The sequence below is a fragment of the Natrinema marinum genome (assembly GCF_024296685.1).
Lineage (GTDB): Archaea > Halobacteriota > Halobacteria > Halobacteriales > Natrialbaceae > Natrinema > Natrinema marinum.
Genome location: NZ_CP100763.1, coordinates 2,718,361 through 2,731,848, shown reverse-complemented (window position 1 = coordinate 2,731,848; position 13,488 = coordinate 2,718,361). Strand labels below are relative to the sequence as shown.

General features: G+C 60.5%; 17 protein-coding genes. 10 read left to right on the top strand and 7 right to left on the bottom strand.

The window, feature by feature from the left end; translation table 11 throughout:
* Positions 1-46: 46 nt before the first annotated feature.
* From NKH51_RS13620 to NKH51_RS13600, 5 genes are all read right to left on the bottom strand, one after another.
* Positions 47-1,612, bottom strand: coding sequence for an ATP-binding protein (locus NKH51_RS13620; RefSeq protein ID WP_254762235.1), 1,566 nt, complete (start codon positions 1,610-1,612; stop codon positions 47-49).
* Positions 1,613-1,614: 2 nt separating this feature from the next.
* The gene (locus tag NKH51_RS13615; RefSeq protein ID WP_250140231.1) at positions 1,615-2,859 is read right to left on the bottom strand and encodes a tRNA-guanine transglycosylase; all 1,245 of its coding nucleotides are present in this window, start codon (positions 2,857-2,859) and stop codon (positions 1,615-1,617) included.
* Positions 2,837-3,319: a DUF6884 domain-containing protein gene (locus NKH51_RS13610; protein ID WP_254762234.1), complete on the bottom strand. Its 483-nt coding sequence runs from the start codon at positions 3,317-3,319 to the stop codon at positions 2,837-2,839. Before NKH51_RS13610 ends, NKH51_RS13615 begins: the two co-directional genes overlap by 23 nt.
* 198 nt (positions 3,320-3,517) lie before the next feature.
* A complete protein-coding gene (locus NKH51_RS13605; protein ID WP_254762233.1) occupies positions 3,518-3,967 on the bottom strand; it encodes a DUF6884 domain-containing protein in 450 nt (149 codons plus the stop codon).
* 8 nt (positions 3,968-3,975) lie between these two features.
* Positions 3,976-4,908 carry a hypothetical protein gene (locus NKH51_RS13600; protein ID WP_254762232.1) on the bottom strand — a complete coding sequence of 311 codons (933 nt, stop codon included), beginning with the start codon at positions 4,906-4,908 and terminating at the stop codon, positions 3,976-3,978.
* 108 nt (positions 4,909-5,016) lie between these two features.
* Between NKH51_RS13600 and NKH51_RS13595 the strand changes: the two genes are divergently transcribed.
* The 10 genes from NKH51_RS13595 (at position 5,017) to NKH51_RS13550 (ending at position 11,699) form a co-directional block, all read left to right on the top strand.
* Entirely contained in the window at positions 5,017-5,457 is a 441-nt protein-coding gene (locus tag NKH51_RS13595; protein WP_254762231.1) for a hypothetical protein, read from the top strand.
* Positions 5,458-5,665: 208 nt separating this feature from the next.
* Positions 5,666-6,058, top strand: a complete 393-nt coding sequence (locus tag NKH51_RS13590; protein ID WP_254762230.1) for a hypothetical protein — start codon at positions 5,666-5,668, stop codon at positions 6,056-6,058.
* 132 nt (positions 6,059-6,190) lie between these two features.
* A complete protein-coding gene (locus tag NKH51_RS13585) occupies positions 6,191-6,574 on the top strand; it encodes a hypothetical protein (protein WP_254762229.1) in 384 nt (127 codons plus the stop codon).
* A 146-nt stretch (positions 6,575-6,720) separates the two neighbouring features.
* Positions 6,721-7,254 carry a hypothetical protein gene (locus NKH51_RS13580; protein ID WP_254762228.1) on the top strand — a complete coding sequence of 178 codons (534 nt, stop codon included), beginning with the start codon at positions 6,721-6,723 and terminating at the stop codon, positions 7,252-7,254.
* A 131-nt stretch (positions 7,255-7,385) separates the two neighbouring features.
* Positions 7,386-7,544, top strand: coding sequence for a DUF1059 domain-containing protein (locus NKH51_RS13575; protein WP_254762227.1), 159 nt, complete (start codon positions 7,386-7,388; stop codon positions 7,542-7,544).
* Positions 7,545-7,556: 12 nt separating this feature from the next.
* On the top strand, positions 7,557-8,324 hold the full coding sequence (locus NKH51_RS13570; protein WP_254762226.1) for a helix-turn-helix transcriptional regulator: 768 nt from the start codon (positions 7,557-7,559) through the stop codon (positions 8,322-8,324).
* Between the two features lie 149 nt (positions 8,325-8,473).
* On the top strand, positions 8,474-8,809 hold the full coding sequence (locus NKH51_RS13565; RefSeq protein WP_254762225.1) for a HalOD1 output domain-containing protein: 336 nt from the start codon (positions 8,474-8,476) through the stop codon (positions 8,807-8,809).
* Positions 8,810-8,862: 53 nt separating this feature from the next.
* Complete coding sequence (locus tag NKH51_RS13560; RefSeq protein ID WP_254762224.1) at positions 8,863-9,267, top strand: DUF7344 domain-containing protein; 405 nt, start codon at positions 8,863-8,865, stop codon at positions 9,265-9,267.
* A 173-nt stretch (positions 9,268-9,440) separates the two neighbouring features.
* Positions 9,441-10,280: an ion transporter gene (locus NKH51_RS13555; RefSeq protein ID WP_254762223.1), complete on the top strand. Its 840-nt coding sequence runs from the start codon at positions 9,441-9,443 to the stop codon at positions 10,278-10,280.
* Between the two features lie 57 nt (positions 10,281-10,337).
* A complete protein-coding gene (locus tag NKH51_RS13550; protein ID WP_254762222.1) occupies positions 10,338-11,699 on the top strand; it encodes a hypothetical protein in 1,362 nt (453 codons plus the stop codon).
* A 69-nt stretch (positions 11,700-11,768) separates the two neighbouring features.
* Here NKH51_RS13550 and NKH51_RS13545 read toward each other — a convergent pair whose 3' ends face one another.
* On the bottom strand, positions 11,769-12,233 hold the full coding sequence (locus NKH51_RS13545; protein ID WP_254762221.1) for a pyridoxamine 5'-phosphate oxidase family protein: 465 nt from the start codon (positions 12,231-12,233) through the stop codon (positions 11,769-11,771).
* Positions 12,234-12,312: 79 nt separating this feature from the next.
* Entirely contained in the window at positions 12,313-13,368 is a 1,056-nt protein-coding gene (locus NKH51_RS13540) for an LEA/WHy family protein (RefSeq protein WP_254762220.1), read from the bottom strand.
* Positions 13,369-13,488 lie beyond the last annotated feature (120 nt).

Here is a 13,488-nt window from a genome sequence, read left to right as displayed (position 1 = left end):
TAGCAGACAGTCCGGTACTCCGGTTTAAGAGGTAGCGGTCACCGTGTTAATCCAGTGAGGTGAGTGGCTGGTGCTCTAGAGCGGCCAACCGGTCAGAGACCGTGATGATGTCCACGGTGTGACGGTCCTCATGGTGGTAGATGATTTGGTTGTCTTGAAGATCGATTTCCACGTCACCGCCGTGGTATCCGTTCCGTTCATATTCTCGCAGGATATCGATGTCGCCGTAGCTCCAGCAGAGAATCGTGTCGGCTGACCCGAGCGGGTAGTCGTCTTCGAAATGCTCGGTGAGTTCGACGTATACGTGACTGGTTCGTAGCGTATCATCGTCTAGCAGGATAGCCGGGACCTCATGGTCTGCTTTATATTCTTTCACGGTGATACTGTTGTCCGCCTCATTGTTTGAGCGTTCAAGTGCGAGCAGGACCTCCGATCTGTTGGTCGGTTTGAACTGGCCGTTGGTATCAATGGACTCCAGCCGTTCTTCGAGTGACGTTGTCTGGGACTGTGCGCGTCGCCGAAGCTGTGCGCGCTTGCGGGTTTCCAGATAGTCTTCCTTGAACCAGGGGTCCTCCGCAATCTTCGTCATATAGTGCTTCAGTTCCTGTTTCAACGTTTTGTACAGCGAGCTTGCTTTGTTCCGGACCTTCCCCCGGTTCGCGGCGAGTTCCAGGTTCTGGCAGTTGGCGATAAAGAAGAAGTGGATGAACTCGTTGTCGTGGGTGAGGACTTCGTTGATCTGTTCGACCTTGATATGGTCTTTCGCCAGCCAGACACCGAACTGGACGGAGTGCCGCCCGTACGTGGGAAGTTCGTTGCGGGCGTCTTTCCCTCCGATCATGCCAACGATTTCGACGGTCGATGATCCCTCGTCATGTTCAAATTCGATTTTGCGTGGGGGGTAGTGTTTACACATCCGGGTCGCGGGGAATTCGCCGGTCGATGGCTGAAGCTGTTCACGGGGGAATGTGAGCTGGTTGGTTGTGGTGAGCTGGTCACGGGTGTCATCGATTTCGTCATCCAGGTCCACCACGACCTCCATCTCCCGCTGGCTATCATCGAAAAAGTGTGCTGTCGATCCGGCGATGGTCTTCCACTTCAGGTAGTGGTGGATCTTGTCGTACGTCAGGGATTGCGGGTCGAATCCTTCACCGGACCGGAAACCACTGATCTGGATCCTAGTACCGGTATTTCCTGGCCGTGTATCTGTCTCTGAGACCTCGTATTCCGGTAATGTCTTCTCATTGAGCTTCTCCCAGGGCCGGTCCATGACCGCGTGGAAGTTTGAACCGTTGTGTGCGGTGTCAACGACGATACGGTCGCTCTTGTAGAAGATTTTTGTTCCGTGGCCTTTGTGGCCGATTGAGTCGGTCTTTCGGGAGTTTCCGAGGTCGAAGAAGGACTTGAGGTCGTCTCGGGACATGCCGTGCCCGTCGTCTTCGATGATTATGTCGGAGCCTGCGGCACTGTCGCGGATCGTTATCACGACCTCTGTCGCACCGGCATCGTACGCATTCGATAGTGATTCGCGGATGATTTCGAGGGGGTCCTCGAAATCGCTGGCAATTTCAAGAAACTCCTGTACTTCGTTGACTTCCGGGTGTTGTTTCATTGTTAGAAATATCCTCCGAGCGCTTCGTTGACAACGCGATGCGTCTGTTTGCGGATTGAGTCGTTCCGGCCCACGGTCTCGTCAAGGTAGTCGATAACTGGGTCTGTGCCGTGCTGTTTGATCCGCTGCCGGAGTTCTCGCACCTCCTGTCTGTGGATGATAAGATTGTGCATAGCGACCGGGCCGAGAACATCTTTCTGGTATTCAGTGTTGCCCTGCATCCAGTTGACCAGCTTTGGGTCGGAGCAGACAGCACAGTCACACTGGTTGAAATCAACTGCGTCCAGCGGAATGTGCTTGGTCAAACTCACGGCGTACTTTTGGTTGATCGCGTTCTGGATGTAGGTCGTTGAGTCGAACGTGTCCGCGCCGGCGGCGACGAGGAGCGGGATAGATCCACTGCCAATCCCCAGTACGTGGAGTGGCAGATCGGCAAGCCCGCGTTCCTCCATGATTTCGACGCAGTCCATGACCGCGGTGATCAACGCTGCCTTGTCATCTTTCTTCGGGACAAGGCTTCCGAGGGCGATCCCGTCAAACAGGGTGGAGATATCGATATTCCCGAACTGGGATTGAATGTGGTCGAAGAACCGGTCGAGCATCGAATAGTTATATCCGTGGACGGTCAGGTACCGGGCACCGGGATAGGTCTGGGTAAGACGTGCGAACTCGACCGCATTTTCGGCGGTGCGTTCGGCCTTCTGTTGCCGTTCGTCGAACGTGTCGTTGGGTGCGATCGGCCGATCAAGGTTGACGATGATATCGCCGCCGAGCTGCTTCTGGATGCGGAACGCTTCCCGCTGATCGATCTCTATCTCGAAATCACTCCCGTCAAGCCCATTGTTATGTAAGAATTTGTATCCGCCAGAATCAACGAAGATGAGGCCGTTATAGTCGGAAAACGTTTCTCGGTCTTTGATTCGGTCTGAGGTGTAATCGTTAAACCGTTCTTGGTTGATGCCATAGTCGGTGAGGGAGGCAACGGAGGTCATCGTTCCGCGGAAGTATTTGTCGTACGTTCCGCCACCGATCTCCTCCTTTCCGAGCATGAACTCCTTTATTGTCCTATGAACGCCGCCGCCGAAGACGCTGGATTTCGTTCCACCGCCGTAGAAACTTAGAACGGGGAAAAACGTTGGAGTGTCGAGTGACTGGCCGTTGATGGTGAGGGTCCCGGCACGGGCATCGCCGGCTGTCGCGGTAACCTGGAATGAGGCAGTCTGCTCAGTTTGCTTGAGCTGTGGCATTCCTCACCTCCATCTCAAGCGACGAATAGTTGCCCCGGATGATCTGTTTGAGTGTGTGTCCTTTGTATCCGATGCCATCGCCTTCGATAAACTGGACCGATGCCGGAAGGTCAGACAGATCGCCGATCGCACTCCTGTATGCTGATCCGAGATTGAAGATGACATGCTCGTAATCGTTCTCAGCAACTCTTCCTCGCAGTTCCGTTGTAATGTCATCCCGGATCTCAGCTGCTCGATCCGGGTTCATGTGTCGGTCGTAGTAGCTGATTTCGTCAGTTGTATCGATTAATCCGTGTTCGGCCGAGAGAACGCAAATATCGATTTCATCCTGCAGTTCATCATCACGTATCGCTTTCTTGATGATTTTGAAGAAGTATCCCGAGTACAATTCAAGGGCATTGACCGGTTCTCCCGGCCTATTTTTGGACTTTGAGCATGACTGTACCAGCAGTATTGACATGGTTCCCTCTTTCGACCCCGAGACCTTATAGCTTACCACGTTCTCTACCGCGCCGTGTAACAGGTGAATTCAACAAGTACAGGCATCATACCGGCGGTTTCTGAAGTGTATGGATATAGAGTGGTAACCGGAACCGACTAGTCAATTATATACTCTTATGGTTTTGTTTTGGGGGAAAAAGTCGGATTTTATCGGGCGTCATTCGAACGATCCAAGTGTGGACTGATCTGGGGGAGAGGTTTGGTTGAGCCATTCCATCTGTTCGAACAGCCTCTTTCCCTGAAACGGCCACTGCACCGTGGGTGCTGCTTGGCGAAGTTCGTCACTGATTGGGGCAAAGTAGTCACGGCCAGCGAGGACGACAACGTTGTCAAAGTTACTGAGCTGTGGACCCAAATCGGCTATGACATCTGTCGCCCATTCATTGGTCTGCTCGTCGCTGAGGTCGGCCATCGCAGTATCGTACGGTTCCAAAACAGTGGCTGGGTGGACAACCCCGTGTTCAGCAGAAAGGATACGCCAGGTATCGCATCCTTCGGCCCACTGCCGTTTTTTAGCGAAGTAGGTGGAGGTATAGAGTGACTTCGCTTCCGTCCGCTTATCACGTTTTTCGCTTCCACAGCCTACAAGCGCCAAGGTTTTCGTCATGACCCGGGTTATTGGTAGTCGCTGATACTCTTCTGGTTCGTGGTAAACTCGGTATTGTACTTGGTGAGCCGGTGCGTTGCCTGGAGGAGGATTCCGAACTCGAATGCACCTGCGACCGAGTTCCGCATCTGTCCTTCGACCAATCCAAATGGTTGTTTTTGCCAGTGCTTGTCAAGCAGGCCGTCGTTAAGAATAGCCTGTGATGGACCGCTGTTATCAACGGACTCAATCAGGTCCGGATTGTGTCGGAGGGATTCAACAAGGGCGTCCGAGAGCCCCCAGCCCAGTCCGTGGAGGTCCGGCTCGCCACCGATTTCGTCTCGGAGGGCCTGAGCTTCACTGATCCGTCGTTTCGGGTTCGCGTTTTTGAGCCCGCCAAGCATGTACTTCTCCTCGAGATGACTGTCGACGACAATTTCCCTGATATCTTGTATGTGATCGACATACGGGGGCTGCAGCGGGATATATGCCGGGGGGTGCCGATCGGGATCGTGGAGGTCGATAAATTCCTGGATGCTTTGGGTCGTTGCCTCTCTGTGGCTTGCTGCCCCCGTCAGCTCTTCCAAGTCAAACTTGCGATCATAGAGATGAAATGGCAGGTAGTCTTTGGCAACGACAGCTGTCGCGTCCTTCTGTATCGCCTCCTCAAGGATGTCCTCATTGGTGACCCGTGGATCGGTGATATTAGAATCCAAGATGCGGTGCTGACTCCGCCAGAACGATGCCGGAGCACACTCCCCGGCCTTTTGCAATCGATATGGCCAGGGATGCTTAAGCGACGATGCCGCATAGATATTCACAGGACATTCATCCAAGATCATCTCCAGGCGTTGAAAGTATCCTAAGACCAGATGAGGATCAAAATGTTCCAAGTCATCAGGATCCGCGTGGAAGTCCTCGACTTCCTCCGCAAATGCGCCAATCTCAGGCCGTTTTCCCATAGCAGGGACTTACTAGACCAGTTGGTTAAGCCGTTTGGGTTATGAAGCGAATTGTGTCCATATAAGCGTGAGAGATATATCACTCAGATCTTACCGCTGTATCCGTGTATGAGCGTCTATATCCAGAAGGTGCCGATCTTGGTGTCAGAGGACGATATAGAGTCTGCGTTCAAGGAACTCACAGATACACTCATGCTCATTTTCGTGGATATCGCAGAGCTTGATATTGATGTTCAGTCCCCGACACGTCACATTCACCGATCCTTTGATATAGGACTTGGTCCAGTTAGCATTGATAATATTATATCATCTGACAATAAGTTGGGTGAATTATGTGTTCAAGAGATTATAACTAAAGTACTGACAGTATTTCTAGAGAGAACTTTTGAAAATGAATTGAACTATAGTATCACCTATTACCGAAGTATTCTAGTCGTCTCAGATCCTATAGAAGACTGTGGTAATTGTAGTACCACAGTAGAAAACCATGAGTGCCGAGGCCCACACATTCCCGATGCTTCATCTCTCTCGTCCATCGTAGACCTCTAGACGAACTGCGCGCCATGCCAGGGGTTGCTGAGTGACCCGTTTCTCGCTCGTATCGTTGGTACCCAGTCGCCGTCAGGAGCACTGACGCAGTGGCGAGCAGCGATCCGCTCTTTTCGCCGAATATCTCTGGTAGTATTTCTCCAGGACACGACGATGGATCTGTCTACAGATAGGAAATATTATAGTATATCATTACTGAAACGCGGTTATGGGGGAGAACCATCGGCGAACGCTCCTGAAGATGGTGGGGGCGGGCGCGATTAGTAGTACTGCAGGTTGTCTCAGTGCGCTGTCGACCGATCTCAACGTCTGGATACGAAACGACATCGACGAGCGGATCGACTACGAGATTCGTATCGAGGACTTCGAGGAGACGGGGTCGGTGGCCGGTGGCGAAATCGATCGGTTCGAAAATGCACTCGAGTATCCAGGGAGCGGCCGCTCGGTCGAGATCGAGCTTCGGTTCGGTATCCGGGAGGGGGACGAGTTCTTCGAGCTCGCGTCCGAGACGGATACGCTGCCGATCGAGACGGGCGCGCAAGCAGTGTTCGCTCGCTATACCGAGATGGGAGCGTTCTACGGGGTGACGGACGAAGCGTAAGCCGGTATCGTGTCTCTGGACTCGGGTAGCACTCGGTGAACCGGACCATACTCGAAGAGCAACTCTCGAATGAATCGCGCTCGAAACCGGGCGTGGTCACTGCTCCGCCGCGGGCGGATAGCGTGTTCGAACGTGCTCACGATCGCGTTCTTTCCGGCGGTCGCCGCCTCGGACCCGATGTGTGTCGTCCCGGTGCGAAATCGATTGTTCGACCGCCTTCACGACGATACCGTCGCGACCAGGCGGGCTGCAGCCCGCGCCATCGCCAGCCTCGCCGAGACCGAGCCGCTGCTCGTCGAGCTTCGGCTCGAGACCGTTCTGACTGCCGTTGCGGACAGCGACGAACGCGTCAGGAAACACGCTATCGTTGTCGTCGCGTCGACCTGCCCGATCCGATCGACGACGAAGCGGGTCGGACCGCATAATCGATCGCCAGCTCGTGACGATGACCGACTGCCGGTCGCTCGCGAATCGGCGACAGTCGGTCACTCGTCGGCGGCGTTTTTGCCGAACTGACCGAGCACGACCACGCCGCGGTTCGGCGACCGAACTGCAGGCCACGATCTAACGTCTGCTCGCCGGACTCGAGCGTGCCGCGGAGAGAACGGTGGCAGCAGTTGCCGACGGAGCCCCTTTTACTGTCGGCGGTGTAGCTCGCCCCGATGCTCGGCAGCGACGTTCGACCGACCGTACCCCGCCGGCTCCGTCGGCGAATGGGGCCCGCGATCGATCGAGTGGCACAGCGAGTCGGCCAACCGGAGTACCGCGTCTGGCCGAAAGGGTACGTCGCGACGGTTCCCGTCCCGATCGAAGAGCTAGAGGAGAAACTGCACGACGAGGGCTTTTCGTGGGACCCGTTGAGCCTGTATCACTACACGCTGGTCGGCAACGAGTCGGACGGAAGCTGGGCCTATCGGCCGTCGTGGCTCGCCGACCGACAGCTCCACGTCGTCCTCTTCGAGCGGAGCCGCGACCGGACCGATATCTATGCACACACCGAGTACAGTTGGCTCAGCCATCCGCTCAAACACGCCGATCAGGAGGGAATCCGGCGATCGGACGGCGTCGAAGTGATGCGGCGAGTGCTCGAGTCGTGGGGCGTCGACTCCACCCGCGAGTCGCTCGTCACGCGGACGCTGCGCCACGCCGTCGTTCGACTCCGTGACGAAGTACGGCTCCGGCGCGGGTCGTCGTAGACCGCGCTCGGAGTGGCAACCGCGAGCGAGTCGCCGTTCCGACCGTGGGGCGCGCTCGGCGGTCGATTCGGGGTTGCAGTTGCCGGGGGCGGCTTTACCCGTCCTCGCGCCGTTTCTTGCATCGTCTTATCATGGCATACAAGTTCGAGTGCTTCCAAGACGGCTGTTCGTTCCTCGTGCGCGCCGACAGCACCGACGAGATCGTCCACCTCGTCGACAAACACGCCGCGTACGCACACGACCTCGACATCGAACGCGACGCCATCGAACCGGAAATAGAAGCAGTGTAGCCAGTGGTCGCGATGCCCGGAGACGAGACCGCGCCCGATCCCGTCGAGCTGATGCGCCGCAGCGAACTCCTCGCCGCGCTGTTAGACGGGCCGAAGACGCCAAACGAACTCGACGAGGAAACGTCGCTCTCTCGGTCGACGATCCACCGGGCGCTCGAGTCACTTATCGACCAGTGCGTCCTCGCCGAGACGGGCAACGCGTTCGAACTCACCGGACTCGGCCGCGCCGTCGCGGCGGAGATTACCGGCTGTCACACGACCATCGAGACCGCGGGCCGGCTCCGCCCGCTGCTCGAGGAAGTCGATACGTCGGCCGTGACGTTTCCGCTCGAGCACCTCGCGGACGCCGAGGTCACGTATCCGAACCGAGCACACGCCCACGCCACGACCAGACGGATCGCCGACCTGATGGCTGACGCCGATCGGATCCGCCTCTTTGCGGGCGTGATCTCGCCGATCTACCTCGATATGGCCTACGAGCAGGTCCGGAACGGGACGGAGGTGGCTGCGATTTTCGACCGTGAGGTCGTCGAGATCCTCTTTTCCGAGTACGGTCGCGACGCCCGTAAGGCGGCTCGAACCGGCTGCTTCGAGGTACTGGTCTACGGTCACTGTCCGTTCGCGCTCTTCATCTGTGACGAGACGGTCGGCATCGCCGCCCACGACGACGACGGCTTCCTTCGGCTCTTCGTCGCCTCCGACGATCCCGACGTCTTTCAGTGGGCGGAATCGCTGTACGAGCGGTATCGAGACCGGTCGGAATACGCAACACTATTCTGAGAGTTCTCCAGCAGTGGACTCGTTTTCATTCGTGGGAACGATTTCGTCATTGGGAAAATATCGGGATATGGGGGCTAAGGGCGCCAAATTTAACAGTCTAGCGAGTGTATCACGGTCAGCGGATCCCCCGTCTCCGATGTTGTCCAACTATGTCAGAAAAGAGCCACCAGCCGACCGATGGTCCGACTTTCGACCCGCGGACCGGAACGTACGAACAGTCATACGATACCACCGACGGACTGGCAATCGTCGTCAGCGCGATCAGATCGGTGGCCGACGTCGCCGGCGTTTCGCCGGTCGAGATCGATCCGGTCGGCGAGAGCGTCGACGCCAACGTCCTCGTCAACACGGTCGAGGCGGCCGCGGCGAACGACGATGCCGATGTCGGCGTCACAGTCGCCATCCACGACCACGATGTCACTATCGGCGGCGGTCGAATCGTTATCGAACCGCCGGCAGACAGTCTCCGCCGACCCGGCCCGTAATGGTAGCGGGCGCAAGCCACGCATCTTAGTGGCTGTACCGTCGTGGAAGGTGTATGACGGTGCGATACCGCGGACACACCCCGCCACCGCGTCGGACCAGCGACATCCCCGGCCGGATCTGTACCGACGGCGGCTCGTCGCTCTCGGTCGACGACGCGTTCACGATCCTCACAAACCCGACGCGACGCCACGCCCTGAGCTACCTCCGCCGCGAGGGATCGGCGGTCGATAGGACGGAACTCGCCAGACACGTCGCCGCCCGCAAACTCGAGTGTCCCCCGGACGCGGTCCCGGCCGACGAACTCGAACGGGCGGAAATCGATTTGCACCACCTCGCGCTCCCGTTGTTGCGAGCGCACGGCCTCGTCGAGTACAGCGACGGTGTGGTCATCTTTCTCGAGGACGAGCCGACGATCGCCAGACTGTTAGACGCCGCCGAAGCCGCGTCTTCGTCGTAAGGGTTCGGACTGCTTCGGATCACGGTATCACACCGGGGACGCGGCCGTCGTTCGATTCCACTGCGCGCCGATCGTCCGCGACCGTTCCGACGCGATCCGGTGACCGCCCCGCCACCGACCGCCGTCCGGCGGATCCGAGGGTCTACGTATCTCGACTCCGGAGCTACGGTCGAATGACGACCGAGTCGAGGGCGCGGCACGGCGATCTCCGGCAGGCCGTTCGCTTCTATCTGTTGGACCATCGGACGTGGCTGGGGAAAGGCATCGATATCGCGTTGCTGGCGCTGAACCTCGTCTTCGTCGCCATCTTCGTCGCGGAGACGTACCCCCTCTCTCCGTCCCTCGAAACCCTCCTCTGGAACGCTGAGATCGCCATCGCCGGCGTGTTCCTGCTCGAGTACGCCCTGCGACTCTACGGTGCAGCGGATCGTCTCGGAGAGGTGTTCAACGCCTACACGCTGGTGGATCTGCTCGCGATCCTGCCGACGTTTTTCGTCCTGCTCTGGCCGGGGGCGGTGATGGTCGCCAACGTCGGCTTCCTGCGCGTGATTAGGGTCGTCCGCGTACTCCGGTTCTATCGGTTCACGAAGGACGCGGAGTTCTTCTTCGGGACTGTCTCCGACAACGCCCTGCGTGCGCTGAAGCTCCTGTTGACGGTGCTCGTCCTTTTGTTCGTCTCCGCCGGCCTGTTTTACAGCGCGGAACACGCCGTCAACCCCGCCGTCGATACGTTCGGCGACGCCTTTTACTACGTCGTCGTGGCGCTATCGACCGTCGGTTTCGGCGACATCGTCCCGGTGACGGCCGCGGGCCGATGGGTGACCGTGGCGGCGATTCTGGCCGGCATCATCGTTCTCCCGTGGCAGGCCAGCAAGATCATCCGCGAGTGGACCCGACGGGACAAGGTCGATGTCACCTGCCCCAACTGCGGTCTCTCGGCACACGACCGGGACGCCTCCCACTGCAAGGCGTGTGGCCACGTCATCTACCAAGAGTACGACTCGAGCGAGTGACCCTCAACCGGGTACACCGACCGTTCGTTTATCACCCATGTCGTGATAGACCATGGCATGCAGACCCCGTTCACTGCGCCGGGAGCGGACGCCGACTCGCCGATGTCCATCGACCGATACCTGCCCGAGTACGACGTAACGACGACCCGACACGCGGTCGTCGACGCCGACCCCGAGACGACCTACGAGGCGATGCTCGCGGCCGATCTGACCGACACCGGACCGATCGTACGCGCGCTCGGATGGCTGCGGGACGCGCCGACGGCGGTTGCCCACTGGATCGGCGGCACGTCGCGGGACGCGCCCCCCAAGACGCTGCGGTTCGCGGACGTTCCGGAGACCGACGAGTGGACCGAACTCGCCGACGAGCCCGGCGAGGAGTTCGTCTTCGGTGCGATCGGTAAATTCTGGCGACCCGCGATCGAGTGGCGGCAGATCGACGCCGACGCGTTCGCAGCGTTCGACGAACCCGGCTACGCGAAACTCGCCGTCGGCCTCTCGGTCCGCCCGTACGGCGACGGCCGGACGCTGCTGACCTACGAGGCGCGCACGGCGACGACCGACGAGCGCGCCCGTCGCAACTTCCGGCGGTACTGGCGGCTCATCGGCCCGTTTGCCGGCTACCTCATGTCGAAAGCCCTCGAGCGGATCGCGGCCGACGCGACGGCTCTCGCACGCCGGCGATCACGGGCGGAGCGCGACCGCGACGACGACCGCGGGGGGTCGATCCTGACCGCCCGGCGGCTCCTCGGGGCGGTCGCGCTCGCTGCGGCCGGCGCGTACCACGTCGCGATCCGGCCCTGGCAGCGCCGCTGGGGGGCTACCGACCGGGAGACGCAAGCACCGCTTCCCGGCGACGACCTGCTACCGGACGCGACGGAGCAGGTCACCCGCGCGGTCGAGATCGACGCGCCCGCGGAGGCGGTCTGGCCGTGGCTCGTCCGGCTCGCCGGGGGCCGAGACGCGGCCGACGGCGAGGACCCCCTCGAGACCGCCGTCGGCGCGGGCGGCAACGCCGTCTCCCAGTTCGCGCCGGGGGTCTCCGATCTCGAGGCGGGCGACACCGTCGACGTCGCCGACGGCTCGCCGCTCGCGCCCGCCGAATCGCCGGAGATCGCCCTGTTCGAGCCCGGACACGCGCTGGTCCTCGAGCCAGCGGGCGAATCTCCCCCGTGGACGTGGGCGTTCGTCCTCGAGCCGGTCGACCGGGAGACGACGCGGCTGCTCGCCCGGACGCGATCGGATCTGGGAGGGGCCGCGAGCGACTCCTCGGTCCCGGTGCCGACGCGTCACGAGGCGCTGAACTACCTCTGGTGGGAGCCCGCCCACTTCGTCGTGGAGCGCGGGCTGCTCCGGGAACTCAAGCGGCGAGCCGAATCGGGAGCGCGCCTCGAGTCGCCGCTGGCCGCGTACCGGTAGGCGGACTCGGTTCGATGATCGGGCGGGATCGCGCTCGAAGGATCGTGGCCGTCCCCTCTACGCGTTCGGCTATCCAGAGCCGTCGCTCGAGCCCTGGCCCATCCGACTCGCGTAGTCCCAGCTGTAGATCTCCCGGGGCTCGATCTCGATGCGGACCTCCTCGCGGTCGTCGGCGAGCAGCCACCGGGCGAGCGAGGAGTCGGTGCCGCCCAGATAGCGCTCGAGCAGGTCCCGGAGGACCGCCTTCCCGTCGTCGCGTTCGATCGTCGTGGTTCCGGTGCCCCTGATCCCGCGGTAGGGAACGTCGTTCGTCGAGATATCGAAGCCGATATCGGGGTCGTGACGCAGGAACCGAACCAGATTCGAATTCGCGCCCGTCGCGCACTCGAGGACGCCCTCACGATAGCGATACCACAGCGCGACGGGCCACAGCGAGCCGTCCGGACGACGGGTGGCGATGCGGATCGGGATCGTCGCCTCCCCCAGGAAGGTCTCGACCTCGTGCTCGGTCCAGGCGCCGCGGAAGTCGGTCATACTCGATCGTTCGCGGCGGAGCGTGAAATAGCTCGAGTCGCTCCCGGTAGCCTCAGGTCGAGACCGAAACAAGGCTTGCTCAGTCTCCGCGAGAGCTGGACGCACCGTCACTCCCGACGAACTGTGTTCCGTTCTTGGCCGGCTCCTGCCCGCCGCCTTCGCCGCCGTTTCCGTCACTCCCGGACTCGTTCGCGCTCGCGTTCCCGGTTGCGTTCCCCGTCTCGAACAAGTCCGTCCGGAACTGGCGCTGGTAGGAGAGGAACTCGAGCGGGAGGGTTCGTTCGACGCCGCCGAACGCGACGGTGGCGTTGAAGTCCACGGTCAGGTTCGAGACGCCGCCCTGCCGGCGGTGTGTGACCCACCACTCGTCGAGTTTGGAGTTGTCGATGGCTGCGCTGGCCTCGAGCGTTCGCGTCCGGTTGGGCTCGAGCACGGTCTGTTCGGCGGCGACGCCCTGGCCGACGACGAGCCCGTTCAGCCGGACCGTGTAGCCGATCTGGGTGATCGGGACTGGAACCCCGAGCGAGTTGGTGATCGTCGCCGACGCCTCGATCGGCGTCCGGTCGACGGTGACGGTACCCCACTGCGCGTCGGTCTCGTTGACCACGAACACCGTCCGATTCGCGACCTGGAACTGCCGACTCTCGTTCGTCGCGAGGGGCTCGAGCAGATCCGTGCGAACGGTACGGGTGCGCGTCAACGACTCCGCGGGAAGCCGAAGCCCGGCGTAGTCGACGACGATATCCGGCTCGACGCGGACCGTCGTTGTCTCGTTGTTGGCGACGTGGGAGGCCCACCACGCCGGAATCTCGTCGTTGTCGATCCACGTCGAGACGGTGACCGTACTCTCGTCGCCGGCGAGTCGGACCCGTTTTTCTTCCCCCGTCGCGACCTCGACGTCGTTCAGCGAGACCGTATAGGAGATGTCCGCGGCGGCATCGCCCACCCGGAGCAAGAACGGGTTGTCGACGGCCACCTCCGTTCGAACCTCGGTCCGCTCGCTCGTCACGGCCCCCCACTCGTTCTCGACCGATTCGACTTGCGGCCGATCCACGGCGACGACGCCGTAGGCTACCGTCGCGACGATCAGGACGAGTGCCACCAGCGCCACCTGCCACGTTCTGCGACGAACCATCTACCGGGGGTTCCACGCCACGATAGTTCGACCGTCGCGTGGAACGTTCAGGGCGTTGAAGTCCGGCCGGCCGTCGGCCGGAGCGGCGACGGGCGGTCCGATGCCGTCGCCGACTGCCGG